Origin of the sequence: Pseudomonas palleroniana (genome assembly GCF_022836895.1) — a bacterium.
Taxonomy (GTDB): domain Bacteria; phylum Pseudomonadota; class Gammaproteobacteria; order Pseudomonadales; family Pseudomonadaceae; genus Aquipseudomonas; species Aquipseudomonas palleroniana.
The window spans coordinates 2509167-2526921 of sequence record NZ_CP092411.1 but is presented as its reverse complement, the minus strand read 5'-3'; the positions used below and the strand labels follow the sequence as shown (position 1 = coordinate 2526921).

Annotated in this window: 18 protein-coding genes; 7 read left to right on the top strand and 11 right to left on the bottom strand. The window is 60.9% G+C overall.

Translation table 11 applies throughout. The annotated features are described in order from the left end of the window. The first annotated feature begins 136 nt into the window (after positions 1–136). The 4 genes from MJP36_RS11590 (at position 137) to MJP36_RS11575 (ending at position 5144) form a co-directional block, all read left to right on the top strand. On the top strand, positions 137–1909 hold the full coding sequence (locus tag MJP36_RS11590) for an N-acetylglutaminylglutamine amidotransferase (protein ID WP_244385387.1): 1773 nt from the start codon (positions 137–139) through the stop codon (positions 1907–1909). Positions 1910–1912: 3 nt separating this feature from the next. Beyond that, positions 1913–3646, top strand: a complete 1734-nt coding sequence (gene ngg, locus MJP36_RS11585; RefSeq protein WP_060755939.1) for an N-acetylglutaminylglutamine synthetase — start codon at positions 1913–1915, stop codon at positions 3644–3646. 23 nt (positions 3647–3669) lie between these two features. After that, complete coding sequence (locus tag MJP36_RS11580) at positions 3670–4854, top strand: osmoprotectant NAGGN system M42 family peptidase (RefSeq protein ID WP_090369643.1); 1185 nt, start codon at positions 3670–3672, stop codon at positions 4852–4854. Positions 4855–4916: 62 nt separating this feature from the next. Then, positions 4917–5144 (top strand): YheU family protein, encoded by a 228-nt coding sequence (locus MJP36_RS11575; RefSeq protein WP_003192759.1) that lies wholly within the window; start codon positions 4917–4919, stop codon positions 5142–5144. Positions 5145–5151: 7 nt separating this feature from the next. Here MJP36_RS11575 and csrA read toward each other — a convergent pair whose 3' ends face one another. After that, entirely contained in the window at positions 5152–5349 is a 198-nt protein-coding gene (csrA, locus tag MJP36_RS11570; RefSeq protein ID WP_060755941.1) for a carbon storage regulator CsrA, read from the bottom strand. 127 nt (positions 5350–5476) lie between these two features. Next, on the bottom strand, positions 5477–6292 hold the full coding sequence (locus MJP36_RS11565; RefSeq protein ID WP_090369641.1) for an SDR family oxidoreductase: 816 nt from the start codon (positions 6290–6292) through the stop codon (positions 5477–5479). A 327-nt stretch (positions 6293–6619) separates the two neighbouring features. Between MJP36_RS11565 and MJP36_RS11560 the strand changes: the two genes are divergently transcribed. Next, entirely contained in the window at positions 6620–6772 is a 153-nt protein-coding gene (locus MJP36_RS11560; protein WP_015885095.1) for a DUF3309 family protein, read from the top strand. Positions 6773–6827: 55 nt separating this feature from the next. Here the strand turns inward: MJP36_RS11560 and MJP36_RS11555 are convergent, their stop codons facing one another. The 5 genes from MJP36_RS11555 to MJP36_RS11535 all read right to left on the bottom strand — a co-directional run bounded on the left by MJP36_RS11555 (position 6828) and on the right by MJP36_RS11535 (position 12563). Next, complete coding sequence (locus MJP36_RS11555) at positions 6828–8918, bottom strand: LTA synthase family protein (RefSeq protein WP_244385386.1); 2091 nt, start codon at positions 8916–8918, stop codon at positions 6828–6830. Positions 8919–9293: 375 nt separating this feature from the next. After that, a complete protein-coding gene (locus MJP36_RS11550; RefSeq protein ID WP_003172956.1) occupies positions 9294–9485 on the bottom strand; it encodes a PLDc N-terminal domain-containing protein in 192 nt (63 codons plus the stop codon). Positions 9486–9552: 67 nt separating this feature from the next. Then, positions 9553–10083: a hypothetical protein gene (locus MJP36_RS11545; RefSeq protein ID WP_060755944.1), complete on the bottom strand. Its 531-nt coding sequence runs from the start codon at positions 10081–10083 to the stop codon at positions 9553–9555. A 41-nt stretch (positions 10084–10124) separates the two neighbouring features. Continuing rightward, positions 10125–10640, bottom strand: a complete 516-nt coding sequence (locus MJP36_RS11540; protein WP_060755945.1) for an ankyrin repeat domain-containing protein — start codon at positions 10638–10640, stop codon at positions 10125–10127. Between the two features lie 96 nt (positions 10641–10736). Continuing rightward, positions 10737–12563, bottom strand: a complete 1827-nt coding sequence (locus tag MJP36_RS11535; RefSeq protein ID WP_244385385.1) for a long-chain-acyl-CoA synthetase — start codon at positions 12561–12563, stop codon at positions 10737–10739. 393 nt (positions 12564–12956) lie between these two features. On the opposite strand from MJP36_RS11535, the gene MJP36_RS11530 reads away from it, so the two are divergent. Continuing rightward, the gene (locus MJP36_RS11530; protein ID WP_060755947.1) at positions 12957–13235 is read left to right on the top strand and encodes a DUF3509 domain-containing protein; all 279 of its coding nucleotides are present in this window, start codon (positions 12957–12959) and stop codon (positions 13233–13235) included. A gap of 60 nt (positions 13236–13295) precedes the next feature. On the opposite strand, the gene MJP36_RS11525 is transcribed toward MJP36_RS11530, so the two are convergent. The 4 genes from MJP36_RS11525 to aroC form a co-directional block, all read right to left on the bottom strand. Continuing rightward, positions 13296–13565, bottom strand: coding sequence for a response regulator transcription factor (locus tag MJP36_RS11525; protein ID WP_060755948.1), 270 nt, complete (start codon positions 13563–13565; stop codon positions 13296–13298). 207 nt (positions 13566–13772) lie between these two features. Beyond that, entirely contained in the window at positions 13773–14303 is a 531-nt protein-coding gene (locus MJP36_RS11520) for a 1,2-dihydroxy-3-keto-5-methylthiopentene dioxygenase (protein ID WP_244385384.1), read from the bottom strand. Further along, a complete protein-coding gene (locus MJP36_RS11515) occupies positions 14300–15463 on the bottom strand; it encodes an MFS transporter (protein ID WP_244385383.1) in 1164 nt (387 codons plus the stop codon). Before MJP36_RS11515 ends, MJP36_RS11520 begins: the two co-directional genes overlap by 4 nt. A gap of 73 nt (positions 15464–15536) precedes the next feature. Beyond that, positions 15537–16628 carry a chorismate synthase gene (aroC, locus tag MJP36_RS11510; protein WP_060755951.1) on the bottom strand — a complete coding sequence of 364 codons (1092 nt, stop codon included), beginning with the start codon at positions 16626–16628 and terminating at the stop codon, positions 15537–15539. Positions 16629–16771: 143 nt separating this feature from the next. Here aroC and MJP36_RS11505 point away from each other — a divergent pair, with 143 nt between their 5' ends. Beyond that, positions 16772–17734 carry an alpha/beta hydrolase gene (locus MJP36_RS11505; protein WP_104994385.1) on the top strand — a complete coding sequence of 321 codons (963 nt, stop codon included), beginning with the start codon at positions 16772–16774 and terminating at the stop codon, positions 17732–17734. Positions 17735–17755 lie beyond the last annotated feature (21 nt).

Below are 17755 nucleotides of genomic sequence, written 5' to 3'. Positions count from 1 at the left end.
AAACCGATCGCGGCCATTTGCCTTATAACTTATCGGTCTAAAACTCCCACAAATGCCTCGGGTCAGTTTCAGGGTATGCGCCCTCACGGCGCTGTGAGTTTTTAGTCTCCCCAACGGAAAAACCGGTAAGGAATTTATGTGTGGATTAGCTGGCGAGCTACGTTTTGATCATCAACCTGCCGACCTGGCAGCAATAGAACGCATCACCCATCACTTGGCCCCGCGCGGGCCGGATGCCTGGGGCTTCCACGCCCAAGGCCCGATTGCGCTTGGCCACCGTCGCCTGAAAATCATGGACCTGTCGGACGGCTCGGCCCAACCGATGGTCGACGCCCATCTGGGCCTGTCCCTGGCCTTCAACGGCGCCATCTACAACTTCCCGGAACTCAGGGCAGAACTGGAAGCCCTGGGCTACGCCTTCTACTCCGGCGGCGACACCGAGGTGCTGCTCAAGGGCTATCACGCCTGGGGCGAAGCGCTGCTGCCCAAGCTCAATGGCATGTTTGCATTTGCCATTTGGGAGCGGGATGCCCAGCGCCTGTTTATTGCGCGTGACCGTCTCGGCGTGAAGCCGTTGTACCTGTCGCGCACCGGTCAGCGCTTGCGCTTTGCTTCGGCGTTGCCGGCACTGCTCAAGGGCGGTGACATCAACCCGATCCTTGACCCGGTGGCACTCAACCATTACCTGAATTTCCACGCCGTGGTGCCGGCGCCGCGTACCTTGCTGGCCGGCATTGAAAAGCTGCCACCGGCCAGCTGGATGCGCATCGACGCCAACGGCAAGACCGAGCAGAAAACCTGGTGGACCCTGCCCTACGGCCCGCATGAGGATGAACGCAACCTCACCCTCGAAGACTGGACCGACCGCGTCCTCGACAGCACCCGCGAAGCCGTGGCGATCCGCCAACGTGCCGCCGTGGATGTCGGTGTGCTGCTCTCCGGCGGCGTCGACTCGAGCATGCTCGTCGGCCTGCTGCGCGAAGTCGGCGTAGAGGGCCTGTCGACCTTCTCCATCGGTTTTGAAGATGCCGGCGGCGAGCGTGGCGACGAGTTCCAGTACTCGGACCTGATCGCCCGGCACTACAACACCCGCCACCACCAGTTGCGCATCGCCGAAAGCGAGATTATCGAGCAACTGCCCGCGGCCTTCCGTGCCATGAGCGAGCCGATGGTCAGCCACGACTGCATCGCCTTCTACCTGCTGTCGCGGGAAGTGGCCAAGCATTGCAAAGTGGTGCAGAGCGGCCAGGGCGCCGATGAGTTGTTCGCCGGTTACCACTGGTATCCGCAGGTGGACGGCGCCAGCGATCCCTACAGCGCCTACCGCGAGGCGTTCTTCGACCGCAGCTACGACGACTACGCCGCCACCGTCGCCCCGAAATGGCTGACCGCCAACGACGCTGCGGGCGACTTCGTGCGCGAGCATTTCGCGATGCCGGGGGCGGATGCCGCAGTGGACAAGGCGCTGCGCCTGGACAGCACCGTGATGCTGGTGGACGACCCGGTCAAACGCGTCGACAACATGACCATGGCCTGGGGCCTGGAAGCGCGTACGCCGTTCCTGGACTACCGCCTGGTGGAACTGTCGGCTCGCGTGCCAGGCCAGTTCAAATTGCCCGATGGCGGCAAACAGGTGTTGAAAGAGGCGGCGCGCCGCGTCATCCCCAGCGAAGTCATCGACCGCAAGAAAGGTTACTTCCCGGTGCCGGGTCTCAAGCATTTGCAGGGCGACACCCTCAATTGGGTGCGCGACCTGCTGCTCGACCCCAGCCAGGACCGAGGCCTGTTCAACCCGGCCACACTGGACCGCCTGCTCACCGACCCGCAAGGTCAACTGACCCCGTTGCGCGGTTCAAAACTGTGGCAACTGGCGGCGCTGAACCTGTGGCTCAGCGAACAAGGAATCTGATCGATGAAACCCCATGCAGCGGCTTACAGCCAACGTTTGCTCAAGGGCCAGGCGCCGTCCTACGAGCGCCTGCAAGCCCGACTGGCCGAGGATGGCAACCCGCACCACGCTGAACCGATTGCCGTGCATTGCGGCTGGGGCCGGTTACTGATCGGCCATACGTTTCCCGACCCCGCCAGCCTGGCCGAAGAACTGCTCAAGGAGCAGCCTGGGGAGCGCGATATCGCGTTGTACGTGGCTGCGCCTCAGCAGATTCTCGGGCTCGACCCGCAACAATTGTTCCTCGACCCCTCCGACACCCTGCGCCTGTGGTTCACCGACTATCGCCCGGCCACCCGCGTATTTCGCGGCTTTCGCATACGCCGCGTACAGACCGATGCCGACTGGCAGGCGGTCAACCTGCTGTACCAGGGACGCGGCATGTTGCCCGTCGACGCGGCCCGTCTCACGCCCCGCCACCAAGGCGGCCCGGTGTATTGGCTGGCCGAAGACGAAGACAGCGGCGCGGTGATCGGCAGCGTGATGGGCCTCAATCATCAGAAAGCCTTTCACGACCCGGAACACGGCAGCAGCCTGTGGTGCCTGGCGGTCGACCCGCAGTGCACTCGCCCCGGCGTGGGTGAAGTACTGGTGCGCCACTTGGTCGAGCATTTCATGAGTCGTGGCTTGAGTTATCTCGACCTGTCGGTGCTGCACGATAACCGCCAGGCCAAGAACCTTTACACCAAGCTGGGTTTCAGGGCGCTGACCACGTTTGCGATCAAGCGCAAGAATGGCATCAACCAACCGTTGTTTCTGGGGCCGGGTCCGCAGGCGCAATTCAACCCCTATGCACGGATCATCGTCGAAGAAGCCCATCGCCGGGGCATCGATGTACAGGTTGATGATGCCGAGGCCGGCTTGTTCACCCTCAGCCATGGCGGGCGCCGTGTGCGCTGCCGTGAATCCCTCAGCGACCTGACCAGCGCGATCAGCATGACCTTGTGCCAGGACAAAAGCCTGACCCACAAAGTACTCAAGGCGGCGGGTTTGAACTTGCCGGCACAACAATTGGCAGGCAGTGCCGATGACAACCTCGAGTTTCTCGATGAGCACCAGCGCATCGTGGTCAAGCCGCTGGACGGCGAGCAAGGCCAGGGCGTGGCCGTGGACTTGCAGACCATCGAAGACGTGCAACAGGCCATCGAGGCGGCACGCCAGTTCGACAGCCGGGTGCTGCTGGAAAGCTTTCACCAGGGCCTGGACCTGCGCATTCTGGTGATCGGCTTTGAAGTGGTCGCCGCCGCGATCCGTCGCCCGGCCGAAGTCACCGGCGATGGTCACCACAGCATCCGCGCCTTGATCGAGGCCCAAAGCCGTCGCCGCCAAGCGGCCACCGATGGCGAAAGCAAGATCCCGCTCGATGGCGAAACCGAGCGCACGCTGCATGCCGCCGGCTATGACTACGACAGCATCCTGCCACCTGGCCAGACCCTGGCGGTGCGCCGCACGGCCAACCTGCACACCGGTGGCTGCCTGGAAGATGTCACCGCGATCCTGCATCCCACCCTGGCGGATGCCGCCGTGCGAGCCGCCCGTGCCCTGGACATCCCAATGGTGGGCCTGGACCTGATGGTGCCCGCGGCAGACCAGCCCGAGTACGTGTTTATCGAAGCCAATGAGCGCGCCGGCCTGGCCAACCATGAGCCGCAACCCACTGCGCAAAAATTTGTGGACTTGCTGTTTCCCCACAGCTGAACGATCCGACCTTAGGAGTCTTTATGAGCCGAACCATCCCCGAACCGGATCTGAACTACCTGCAAAAAGTCCTCCTGGAAATGCTCGCCATTCCCAGCCCGACCGGATTTACCGACACCATCGTGCGCTACGTCGCCGAACGCCTGGAAGAACTGGGCATTCCGTTCGAAATGACCCGGCGCGGCACCATTCGCGCCACCCTCAAGGGCCAGAAAAACAGCCCGGACCGTGCCGTCTCCGCGCACCTGGACACTATCGGTGCGGCGGTACGGGCGATCAAGGACAATGGCCGCCTGAGCCTGGCGCCGGTGGGGTGCTGGTCGAGCCGGTTTGCCGAAGGCAGCCGGGTCAGCCTGTTTACCGACAACGGTGTGATTCGCGGTAGTGTGTTGCCGCTGATGGCCTCCGGGCATGCCTTCAACACCGCAGTGGATGAAATGCCGGTGAGTTGGGACCATGTGGAACTGCGCCTGGACGCCTACTGCGCCACCCGCGCCGACTGCGATTCGCTGGGCATCAGCGTGGGCGACTATGTGGCCTTCGACCCATTGCCCGAATTCACCGAGAGCGGGCATATCAGCGCCCGCCACCTGGACGATAAAGCCGGCGTCGCGGCCTTGCTCGCCGCCCTCAAGGCCATCGTCGACAGTGGCGAACCGTTGCTGATCGACTGTCACCCGCTGTTCACCATCACCGAAGAAACCGGCAGTGGCGCGGCGGCCGCCCTACCCTGGGATGTCAGTGAATTCGTGGGGATCGACATCGCGCCGGTCGCACCCGGCCAGCACTCCAGCGAGCACGCCGTGAGCGTTGCGATGCAGGACTCCGGTGGGCCGTATGACTATCACCTGTCTCGCCACCTGCTACGCCTGGCCAATGACAACGAGCTGCCGGTACGCCGCGACTTGTTCCGTTACTACTTCAGCGATGCCCACTCGGCCGTCACCGCCGGCCACGACATCCGCACCGCCCTGCTGGCCTTCGGCTGCGACGCCACCCACGGCTACGAACGCACGCACATCGACAGCCTGGCCGCGCTCAGCCGCCTGTTGGGCGCCTACATTCTCAGCCCGCCGGTATTCGCCAGCGATGCACAACCGGCCCAGGGCTCTCTGGACAGGTTCAGCCATCAGCTGGAACACGAGACGCAGATGGAGAGCGACACTCGCGTGCCGTCGGTGGACAGCCTGGTCGGTCAGAAGTCCTGACGCTGCTGGTAACCAGGGCCCCGGCGCAGTAGGATCGCCGGGACCCTACCTCTGAGGCTTGTATGCTGATTCCCTACGATGCACTTGAAGTCGATACCCTGACCCGGCTCATCGAAGACTTCGTCACCCGCGACGGCACCGACAATGGCGACGACACGCCGCTGGAAACCCGCGTACTGCGCGTACGTCAAGCCCTGACCAAGGGCCAGGCGCTGATCGTATTCGACCCCGAGAGCGAGCAATGCCAGTTGATGCTCAAGCACGATGTGCCCAAGCATCTGTTCGACTGAGGACGTTTCAGGGGTTGGTGGCGGTGTGGGGTTGGGCTGCCTGGCGTTCGAGTATCTTCTGGTAGACCTCGGCACGGTGCACCTTGACGCCCACGGGCGCCGCGATACCGAATTTTACCTGGGTACCGTTCAGTTCGAGGATATGCAAAGCGATGTCATCGCCGATGGAGATGATTTCGCCTATGGCGCGGCTTAAGACCAGCATGGCGGTTGTCCTTTTGGAGTGACAGGACCTTGACCATGCGCGCTTGAATAGGGCCCAGCAATGGCTTGCGGTCAAATCAGGCACTACCTACATCAACAGGTAATTTGCCTGACAGACCGCACGCTAATCAGCCCTTAACGGCTTGCGCCTTGGCCCGCATCTTGTCGGCCATCAGCGTCATTTCGTCGTAGAGCAATTGCGGGTTCTTTTGCTTCAAGGCCCAGGCCATCCGCCCCTGCTCATGGGGCAGAATCATGAATTCACCTGCGGCCACGCGCTGGTAGATGTAATCGGCAATGTCTGCCGCCGAGATCGGCGAGCTTTCCAGCAACTTGCCCACCTGCGCCTTCATCGCCGGGGTCGGCCCCCGGAAAGAGTCGAGCAGGTTGGTCTGGAAAAACGACGGGCACACCACATGCACTCCCACTTCCTGCTGCTTGAGTTCCACCAGCAGACTTTCCGACAGCGCCACCACACCGGCCTTGGCCACGTTGTAGTTGCTCATCGCCGGCCCCTGCATCAGCGCCGCCATCGAGGCGATGTTGATGATCCGGCCCTTGCTCTTCTCCAACAGCGGCAGGAACGCCTTGCATCCCTTGACCACGCCCATCAGATTGATTGCAATCTGCCAGTCCCAATCCTCCAGGGACAATTCGGCGAAGAAGCCGCCCGACGCGACCCCGGCATTATTGACGATGACATCAATGCCGCCGAGCTTCACCTCGCACGCTTGGGCAAGCGCCGTGAGCTGGCTGTAGTCACGCACATCACAGCGCTGGGTAAAGCCATCACCACCGGCCTCGCGCACCTGCTTGAGGGTTTCCTGCAAGCCCGGCTCGCTGACATCCGACAAGGCCAACTGCCAACCTTCACGGGCCCAGCGCAGAGCGATTTCACGACCCAGCCCGGACCCGGCGCCAGTGATCATCATGCGATTTTGCATAGAGAAGTTGCCTTGTGTTCTCGGTAGTAGTGCTCGGCAGTGTAGCGAAGGTTTTTCCCGTACCCACGCACCATCCAATTGATGAATGCCTCGGGCAAACCGGCGAGCGGGTACGAGGCCGGCTTATCGGGTAAGTTCAATCTTTTTCAACTAAGCCTGGCTATTTGCGAGCGCATTAAAAGAAATAAGAAAGTTTGCAAAATGCTTTAAAGAAACAGGGAATTTTCTTTAAAGGGGCACAGTCGGAGTTATCAAGGCGTCCGTGAACAACTGGCGGGCCTCTCGTTAAACAACCGGTCTTTACCCAAGGCCAATAAGGAAGAAAACATGAGCCTCATTCTGATCATTATCCTGATCCTGCTGTTGGTCGGCGGCTTGCCGGTGTTCCCTCACTCGCGTAATTGGGGCTATGGCCCGTCGGGTATCCTGGGTGTCGTGCTGGTCGTTCTGCTGGTGTTGCTGTTGCTCGGTCGCATATAAGCGCGGCCCAAAAAAAGAGGCCTCATATAGAGGCCTCTTTTTTATTGCCGGTTAATTAGTCCGGCTTGCCATCCACCACACCTGCCGTGTTATCCAGCAGGCTCTTGGTTGCGGTTTGCAGGAACGATTCGAGCTTCTGCTTCAACGCCGCCTCATCCGGCGAGTCCGGAATGACTTTGCCGGTCGGGTTTTCGCCCAAGCCGTATTCCCACAGCTTCGGTGGCATGTCCTTAGGCAATACCAACACGCGGTCGTCGGTGAGCAAGGCCACGGTCTGGTCGCTGCCCGATGGCTTGATCACGCCGAAGCCTTTGTCGCCTTCCGGCAGGTTCAGCAAGTCACGGCCCCAGCACTGGTGCAGGGTGTCACCGCCGAGGCGGCCCATGATGGTCGGCACGATGTCGATCTGGGTGCCCACGGTGTGGTCACGCACGCCGAACTTCTCCTGCATGCCCGGTGCAATCATCAGCATCGGCACGTTGAAGCGGCCCAGGTCCATCTCGGTGATCTGCTGTTCGTTACCAAAACCGTGGTCGCCCACGACTACGAACAGGGTTTCCTTGAAGTACGGCTCTTTACGGGCTTTTTCAAAGAACTGGCCCAAGGCCCAGTCGGAGTAACGCATGGCGGTCAAATGCTCGTTGAGGCTGCCACGGTCGGTGACTTTCTCTACCGGCAATGGCGTCGGCAACGCGTACGGCGTGTGGTTGGACAGGGTTTGCAGCAGTGCGTAGAACGGCTTGCCGCCTTCGCGGGCTTTCAACTCTTCCAGGCCACGGTTGAACATGTCCTGGTCGGACACGCCCCAGGTCGGGTCGGAGAACACCGGGTTGACGAAGTCGTTACGCCCGATGAAGTTGGTCATGCCCTGGTTGCTGAAGAAGCCCGACTGGTTGTCCCAGGCGAAATCGCCGTTGTAGACATACACGTCGTCAAACTTGCGGGCACTGAGCAACTGCGGCAGGCCCGATAGCTTGTGGCTGCCTTCGGGTGTCTGCATCAGGTATTCGAAACCCGGCAGGTTCGGGAAGCAGGCCATGGTGGCGAACATACCCTGGTGGGTGTGGGTGCCGTTAGAGAAGAAGCGATCGAACAGCAAGCCTTCCTTGGACAGTTTGTCGAAGTACGGCGTGATATTGCCCGGACGACCCAAGGCGCCTACCGAGTGACCGGCAAAGCTCTCCATCAGGATCACCACGACGTTCTTGATCGGCAGGGTCTTCTCGGCCGGTGGCGTGAAGTCACGGCGCACGGCGGCGCTGGCGGTGTCTACCAGCTTCTCATGGGCCGGCAGCAGCAACATGTCGCGCACGGTCCGGGTCGCCAGCGGCTGGTCCAGGGTGGCCTTCCAGATGTTGGTACGCTCTTCGGAGAAACGCGCCTTGGCGGCGGCAATCAGCGACAGGGTGCCGTTCAAACCCAGCTGGTTGGCGAAATTCGAGTCGGTGGTGTAGACATCCCCCCAACGCAGCGGCGGGCCCTGGCGCAGGGTGCCGCGAATGGCGACGGTAGCAATCAACAGGCAGACCACGAACACCGCAATGCGGGCGTACCACGGCGCCACCTGGCGCGTGCCGATGCTGCCGCCGCTGAACGGGCCACGGGGGCGCGTTGCGCGGTCGGCACCTTTAAAGGCCATGCTCAGGATCAGCGTACCCACGGCCCAGGCCAGCAGGTAACGCACCACCGGGAAACCGTACCAGAGCATGCTCATCACGGTTTTCGGGTCTTCCTTCACGTATTGGAAGACCAGGCCGTTGAGGCGCTGGTGGAACTCGCGGTAGAAGTCCATTTCCATCAGGCCCAGGAACAGGGCAATGCTGGACGCGACGGTCAGCCACAAACGGAAGAAACCCCGCGCCGCCATGGCTCGCACGCTGAACAACGCCAGCAGCAGCGGCACCAGCGCATACATCACAAAGCGGATGTCGAAGCGCGTACCGTTGGCGAACGCTTCGAGGAAGGTCGAGGCCGGCGTATCGAGGATCATCTCACGGTTGTAGACCAGCAGCGCCAGGCGCAGCAGGGAGAACATCACCATCATGACCAGTGCGCAAAGCAGTGTGTACGCCAGATGGGATTTGACGGTCGGTTGCAGCAGGCGATTTGAAGCTCGCTGCTGATTCAGGGCGTCCGGGTTTGCCATGTCGTTTCAGGACCCATTGGAAGTTTAAGTTTCGAAGTAATGCAGTGGCGCGAATGGTGCCCGATCAACGGCGGCAAGGCTATTAATTACTGAACGCGCACCACTGCCCCACCGTGAATGGCACTCGAAATAGAGCCTTTGGATGGGAAATGAAGCCGGCGAATTGTCTTGGATGAGATGTGAAAATTTCGTGCACCGAATATTTCGACACACAAATTTCCCAACTACTGGGAAAGCAAAAGGGGGCTTGCTCCCGATGGCGGTGTAACAGTCAACGAATGTGTTAACTGAAACACCGCCATCGGGAGCAAGCCCCCTCCCACATTATTCACTGTAGCCATATATGGACTGTGGCCACTCCAATGGAGTGACTTGTCAGATCCGCACGTTGCCGCGCGGCCCGGCAATTGCCCAGATGATCAGGCCCAATACCGGCAGCAGAAGGATCAACAAGATCCACAACACTTTGGCGCCCGTGCTCGCGCCGCTTTTGAACACGTTGATGATCGCCCAGATATCCAGCGCCAGAATGATCAGGCCGATCAGGCCATTAAAAGTGGAACCCATGGTGTCGCTCCTAAGTGAGGGCATGCACTTGTAGGATAGTCAGCCCTGGCAGGGGTTCCGTTTTATTTCAGACGTGTACGGCAACGCGCAGGGCTTCCAGGGACGGCTCGGCCTTGATCCCCACTTGCGCGCACAGTTCCAGCACCCGTGGCAGGTCGTTGCCGTACACCAGCACCGCCTGGATTTCGTCATCGAGCAATTGGCTGAAATTCATCAGCACGTAACCGCCCTCTTCCTGGCTGAGGGCACTCATCTGGATCTGAATGCGGTTCAGCGCGGTGAGATCGTCGGTCTTGGCCAGTTGCTTGGGTTTGAGGTTGAACGCCACGCCCGGACCGAACGAGGCAACGATCTGCGCAAACAGGTCGCCGTAGGTGTCGGCCTGGAACAGTGCAGTCTCCGGCAAGCTGCCGACCACCACCCACTCACCCAACGGGATAGGAAACGTATCGTCGTAGTTGATATCCGGGTTGGCGGCCAGAAAAGCCACAGGGTCGGCGTAGGCCTGGGCCGCCTCGTTGGCGATGCGCGCCACTTCGTCCTCGCCCATGACGCCGGCGCTGATTTTGCTGATGAGTTCGACGAGGGCGGTTTTCATGGGCGGATCCTGTGGCGGGCGGGTTTTCGAGGGCGCGTAGCCTACACCAGTTTCTGCAACTGCGCCGCCGTATCCACCGCCCCCATGGTCTGCGCCGCCGCCAGCGCGGTCGCGCCCTGGGCATCGACCGCCTTGGGGTCAGCGCCCTGGCCGAGCAGGTAATCGACCATTTCAACGCGATTGAACATCGCCGCCATCATCAACGCCGTGCGGCCGTCCGAGGACGCGGCATCCACTGGCGTGCCGCCTTCGATCAGCGCCTTGACCACCGGCAGGTTGCCCTTGAACGCTGCGCCGGCGATCGGCAGTTGGTTCTTGTCATTGGCGATCTGCGGGTCAGCCTTGAATTCCAGCAGCACCTTAACCGCCTCGGCATGACCATGGTAGGCCGCGAGCATCAGCAACGTGTCGCCGTTATGGTTGCGAAAGTTGGCCGGCAAGCCTTTCGCCAGCAACGCCGCGAGCATGGCGGCATCGCCTTTGCGGGCCACATCGAAGACCTGTTCGGCAAATTCGGCGGCTTCGTCTTCGGTCATTTGTTTGGCGTGGTCTGACATGCGAGGGCTCCATAAGGGGTGCTGTATAGGGTGCCAGTGTGGCGGCTGAGTTCCTCACGGTCATGGCTTTTTTGTCAAAAGCCCTCATAGGCAGAATCAATAGCGGAACTGGCCACCCTGAATCTGCGCCAGCAATTGCCCGGTCATCGGCACGTAGCAGTCCGAACCCGGCAGCCACGCGTAGACAGGATCATTGCCCGACTTGCCAGGGTCGAAGGCCTCTTCCTTGAGCTTGACCTTCTGGTATTTGAAAGTGCCGGTGGTTTCCATCTGCACCTTGATCCGCAGGAACAACGGTACTGCATAGTGTGGCAACTGGCCGTGGGCGAATTGCAGCAACTCACGCATATCCAATGACGCCAAGGACTCGCTGGGCGTGATCGCGACCATGCCCGCACGGCCATTGGTGTTTTCGATCTCGACGCCGTAGGCCACCACTTCGGCGATCTGCGGGTGCTGCAGCAGCACGTTCTCCACTTCGGTGGTCGACACATTTTCGCCCTTCCAGCGATAGGTATCGCCGAGGCGGTCGACGAATTGCGCATGGCCGAAGCCGATACTGCGCAACAAGTCACCCGTGTTGAAATAGCGGTCACCCTTCTCGAACACGTCGGTGAGCACCACCTTGCGGTTCTTCTCCGGATCGGTGTAGCCGTCGAAGGGCGACTTTTCATCGATCCTGGCCAGCAGCAACCCCTGCCCGCCCGTTTGCACCTTGCGCATCAAGCCGTCGTGGCCACGCAGCGGCTCGCCCGAGTCGTGGGCGTAGTCCACCAACGCCCAGTGCTGCAGGCAAAAACCGATGGTGTTGTCGAAATTCAAGACATTGGTGAAGCCGATATTGCCGTCACTGGCGGCATACAGTTCACAGACATGCTCAACCCCGTAGCGTTGCTTGAACTGCGCCCACACCCCCGGACGCAGGCCATTGCCAACCATCTTGGTCACCCGATTGTCGCAGTCGTGCGCGCTGGGCGGCTGGTCGAGCAGGTAACGGCATAGCTCACCGACATAGCCCAGGGTGGTTGCGTTGAATTTGCGCGCATCGTCCCAGAACTGGCTGGCGCTGAATTTGCGGCGAATGGCGAACCCCGACGCCCCGACGATCGCCGAGCCCCAACACACACACAAGCCGGTGCCGTGATACAGCGGCAAGGTGCAATACAGGACGTCGTCCGTGCCCATGTCCAGGGCAATGCTGCCGAAGCTGACGGCGGTTTTGGTCCAGCGCCCGTGTTTCATGATCCCGGCCTTGGGCAAACCGGTGGTCCCGGAGGTGTAGATATAGAAGCAGGGATCGTTGCAGAAGATGTGCCCGGTGCTGTCGGGGTTGTCCACCGAACAGCCGACGCTGGCGGCCATCAGGTCAACATAGCCATCCGGTACCGCGCTCGTGGCTTGATCCGCGACAAACCAGGTCCTGGCCGCTTCGATCGCTACCTGATCACGCACTGCCGTGTGGGCGGCCACCAACTCCGCGCCCACCACGATCGCCACCGGGCTTACCAGGTTCAGGCTGTGCACCAGCGTCGCCTGGGTTTGGGACGTATTGAGCATGGCGCAAACCCCGCCCAGCTTGGCCACGGCCAGCACGGTCAGGAGCAATTCGGGACGGTTTTCGATAAACACGGCAACCACATCCCCCTTGGCGACGCCCTGGGCGCGCAGGTGGTGCGCAATACAGTTGGCGCGCTGGTTGGTTTCGCTGTAACTGAGCACACTGTCGCCGTACAACAGTGCGGCGCCGTGTGGATTGCGCAGCACCGCCTGTTCGAAATGCCAACCGAGCCCGCAAGGCTGTTGGGGGTCAGTGACATTCGCCGCACGCATGCCCCGCACCACCCTTGGCAGGGCTCGAACAATGGCAGGCACCTTACGCAGCATCATGCCCCAGGTGATCATGTCGTCTTGCTGATGGCTCATGGCGGACGTCCTTTTTCTTATTCTTGGTCTGACCCACAACAACGCTGCTCCTGTAGGCAGGAGCCCAAACGTCTTGCAGGAAAATACGCCAGCGATTCTGTGGGTGTACACGCAGGATTTGAAAAGTTTTGTATCCCGGCCAGGCAAGACACAAAAACGGAATTTTGCGGCGAGCCAGCAGTCATTAACCGTAAGCGCAGTACGAAATGTTCGGCCTCGATAACGCAAAATGCAGGATGCACGATGGCCATTCATGCAAATTGCACGAAACCGAAAATCTATAAATTTTATAACTTATTGATTTATAAAGACTTTTTAACCATCGCAATACTGGCACAATCACTGCACCTATCACTCCATGCTTGCCCACTTGAGCCAACGGAGCTGATAGACATGAGCCTGATCCAAGACAAATTCGCCTCTGTATTCTCCCAATACGAAGTCACCACTCAGCCGCGTCCCGATGGCGGTATCCTGTTGACCCTGCGCAACAGCGAAGGCAAACAGGTCAAGCGTTCGATTTCCTATCAGCAGCTGCACACCGCCGATCAACTGACCTGGGTGATCAGCGCTATTCGCCGTGACCTGGCCGAACAAGCCAGTGAGCTGCCGCAGATTTCGATGCTGCAAAGCCAGAACCGCTTTGCCCTGCCGACTTACCATTCGGCATAAACCCCACGTATAAAAAAGGGCCGCGACGCCATCCAGCGTCGCGGCCCTTTTTGCTGTGCGTCAGCATAAGCCCTGGCGGGCGGCTTCGTTCATCGCCTGTACCCGGTTGGTCACGTCCAACTTGCCATAGATGTTGCGCAGGTGGAATTTCACCGTCGCTTCGGAAGTGGCGCGGATCTGGCTGATCTCCCAGACAGTCTTGCCCTCCGAGGCCCAGCGCAGGATCTCCAGTTCCGCTGGGGTCAAAGGTTTGCCGGACAAACTCATGCGCTTTCTGATCGCCGTCGGCAGGCTGACCAGCGGGTGACCTGACTTGACGGGGCCACTCATTGCTCTCTCCTTTCGTTTACAGAATCCTTGTCACCCTTCGGATTCCTCCTATTGACAGGCGACATAAATATCGAATCCGGAGAGAGTTACATAACGAATGGAATGAAAGCGCAGAACACAAAATAAACAGCCAAACCTTACAAGTAATTAAGCTTGTTCCCACAGCAATTTCAAACTTACCGGGGTTGAACATTCAAATACTGGTGGTTAGTCATCCAGCCCTGGAAAAAGACGCGCAAGGGTGTCACCGGTAAAATCAGGCACTTGCCCTTCAACCGTGTTGAACAAGCGCAGCGTCACACAGTGCGGGTTGTCCCCCATATCGAACCAATGGGGCAGGCCGGCGGGGATCACCAGCAGGTCATTTTTTTCACAGCGCACACCGTACACGTAGTCGCCAATGTGCAGGCTGAACAGGCCTTGGCCCGCAATGAAGAAACGCGCTTCATCTTCTCTGTAACGGCGCTCGTCAAGGAACTGGGCGCGCAACTCATCCTTCTGTGGGTGGTCACGGGTCACGCTGACCACCTCTACGCCCGTATAGCCCAGGGTGTCGATCTGGGGCTGATAGGCCGCGATCATGGCCGTTTCGCTGGCGCCCTTTTCAATGACGCCAGGTTGCCAGCGCTCGAACCTCACGCCGTGTTCAGCCAGGGTCGAGCGGATATCGTCAAAGTGGGTCAGCACCTTGTTCGGGGTATCGGGTGTGGCGACGGGGTAGACGGCTACATAACTCATTGCACGGTTCCTTGGTTCGGCTCTTGCAATCGAAGGCCCATGATAACGGCAGCGGCCAGGGCCGCGACGCTGGCAATACTAAAGGTGAAGGTCGGCCCCAACAGATTCCAGCTATAACCGGAATACAGCGCGCCGACCGCCCCGCCCGTGCCGGCCAAGGCTGCGTACAGCGCCTGGCCCTGGCCTTGCTGGCGGTCGCCGAAGCTGCGTTGCACAAAGGCAATCGCCGCGGCATGAAAACTGCCGAACGTGGCGGCGTGCATCACTTGCGCCAGCAACAGCACCCAGAAAAACTCAGCCAGTGTCCCCAGCAGCAACCAGCGCAGCGCTGCCAACAGGAAACTGGCCAGCAGTACCCGGCGTACCGAAAAGCGCGCGAGGATGCGGCTCATGGCCAGGAACATCAGTACTTCGGCGACCACCCCCATCGCCCACAGCAGGCCGATCACACCTCGGCTGTAGTCCAAGTGTTCAAGGTGCAGCGTGAGGAAGGTGTAATACGGCCCGTGGCTCATTTGCATCAAAGCCACGCAGAGATAAAACGCCAGCACCCCGGGACTGCGCAATTGCCTGAGAAACCCGTCACCGGCCAGGCGGTTGCCCTGGGCGGCTGGCTGCGCGTTGGGCACCCACAGGCTGGCGCCGATGATGCCGGCCATGATCACCACGACCACCACCGGGTAAATATCCAGGCTCAGCCAGTCGAACAGGCGCCCCATGATGACCACGGTCAGGATGAAGCCGATGGAGCCCCACAGGCGGATCTGACTGTAACGCGAGGTCTGTTTTTGCAGGTGGGCCAAGGTGATCACTTCAAACTGCGGCAGTACCGCGTGCCAGAAGAACGCATGCAGCGCCATCACCATGGCCAGCCAGGCGTAGGTCTTGCTGACGAATATCAGTGAAAAGCTCGCCAGGGTGCACACCGCGCCAAACCGCACGATGGCCAGCCGCCGGCCACTGTAGTCGCCGAGCCAGCCCCACAGGTTCGGCGCCACGCAGCGCATCAACATGGGGATGGCCACCAATTCGCCGATCCGTGCGCTGGGGAAACCCAGGTGATCGAAGTACAACGCCAGGAATGGCGCCGTCGCCCCAAGCAGGGCGAAATAGAACAGGTAGAAGCTGGAGAGGCGCCAGTATGGGAGAGCGGGATTCATGCGTAGGGCTGCTTCGCAGCCCAGGGCGAGCAAGCTCGCTCGCCACAGGAGGCTCGCTCAACACCACTGGACGTCACAGCTGGCCCAGCACCGGGGTACTCACCTGTACATCGGCGTTCTGCCCACGATTGCGCAGCAGGTGGTCCATCAGCACGATGGCCATCATCGCCTCGGCGATCGGTGTGGCGCGGATGCCCACGCACGGGTCATGACGGCCCTTGGTGATCACGTCCACCGGGTTGCCGTGCACGTCGATCGAACGGCCAGGCGTGGTGATACTCGATGTGGCCTTGAGCGCCAGGTGCGCAACAATCGGCTGGCCGGAAGAAATACCGCCGAGGATGCCGCCTGCGTTGTTGCTCAGGAAACCTTGCGGCGTCAGTTCATCACGATGCTCGGTGCCGCGCTGGGACACGCAGGCGAAACCGGCGCCGATTTCCACGCCCTTCACCGCGTTGATGCTCATCAGGGCGTGGGCCAGCTCGGCGTCCAGGCGGTCGAAGATCGGCTCGCCCAGGCCCGGCTTCACACCCTCGGCGACCACGGTGATCCGGGCGCCGACGGAGTCCTGATCGCGGCGCAACTGGTCCATGTAGGCTTCCAGTTCCGGCACCTTGTCCGGGTCGGGGCTGAAGAAGGCGTTATCTTCAACGCTGTCCCAGGTCTTGAACGGGATTTCGATCGGGCCCAGTTGGCTCATGTAGCCACGGATGACGATGCCCTGGGTGGCCAGGTATTTCTTGGCGATGGCACCGGCCGCCACGCGCATTGCGGTTTCGCGGGCCGAGCTGCGGCCACCGCCGCGGTAGTCGCGTTCGCCGTATTTGTGATGGTAGGTGTAGTCGGCGTGGGCCGGGCGGAACAGATCCTTGATCGCCGAGTAGTCCTTGGACTTCTGGTCGGTGTTGCGGATCAACAGGCCGATGGCGCAACCGGTGGTGCGGCCTTCGAAGACGCCGGAAAGGATTTCGACTTCGTCGGGCTCTTGACGCTGGGTGGTGTGACGGCTGGTGCCGGGCTTGCGGCGGTCCAGGTCACGCTGCAAGTCCTCCAGGGACAGCTCGAGGCCAGGCGGGCAGCCGTCGACAATGGCGACCAACGCCGGGCCATGGCTTTCGCCCGCGGTGGTGACAGTGAACAGCTTGCCGAAGGTATTGCCGGACATGCAGGGCGCTCCGTGAAATCAGTTGAATCAAGTCAACCGTAATAACTTAAGGCGGCCAGTATACGCAGGCTATCGGACTAGTTCATCCTCGAAACCTTACCGGTAGACGTTGGTCCAACCGGCACCTTCCTGATAATGGCGCGATGATGCTACGAGTTTTGCTTTTGACCCTCACCCTGTTTTCCAGCCTTGGCTTCGCCGCCTCCCCTGTCGTGCTGCAACGGCCTATCAGCCTGGACACCGGCAGCGGCGAGTTATTCGGTTCGCTCCTGCTGCCCAAATCCGACAAGCCGGTGCCGGTGGTACTGATCATCGCCGGCTCCGGCCCCACTGACCGCAACGGCAACAGCGCCGACGGCGCACGCAACGACAGCCTCAAGCGCCTGGCCTGGGTGCTGGCCCGCAATAACATTGCCAGCGTGCGCTACGACAAGCGCGGGGTGGCCGCCAGCCTCGCCGCAACCCCGGACGAGCGCAACCTGACCCTCGACGCCTATGTGGCCGACGCCGTGGCCTGGGGCAAGCTGCTCAAGCACGACACCCGCCTGGGCCCGCTGATCGTGCTGGGCCATAGCGAAGGCGCGCTGGTGGCCGCCCTCGCCGCGCCGCAACTTGACCCCGCGGGCGTCATTTCCCTCTCCGGCAGCGCCCGGCCGGTAGACCAGGTGATTCGCCAGCAACTGGCCGACCATCTACCTCCGGCCCTGCTGCTGCGCAGTAATGAGATCCTCGATCACCTCAAGGCCGGTCAAGTGGATGCCGATGTGCCTCGCCCGCTGGAAGGTATTTTCCGACCCAGCGTGCAGCCTTACCTGATCAGCCTGTTTCGCGCCGATCCTTCGGCCGCGTTCGCCAGATTGAAGATGCCGGCGCTGATCATCCAGGGTACCCACGACATTCAGGTCGGCGTCGCCGATGCCCAACTGTTGAAAAAAGCCAAGCCGGACGCGCAACTCACGGTAATCGAGGGGATGAACCACGTGATGCGCATCATCCCCAAGGATGTGAAGGAACAACTGGAGTCCTACAACGACCCGCAACTGCCCCTCGCGGCCGAGCTGGGCCAGCGCATCGTGCGCTTTATCGACGGACTTGGGCCCCGTTAAGCGACTATTTGCCTCCAGTCC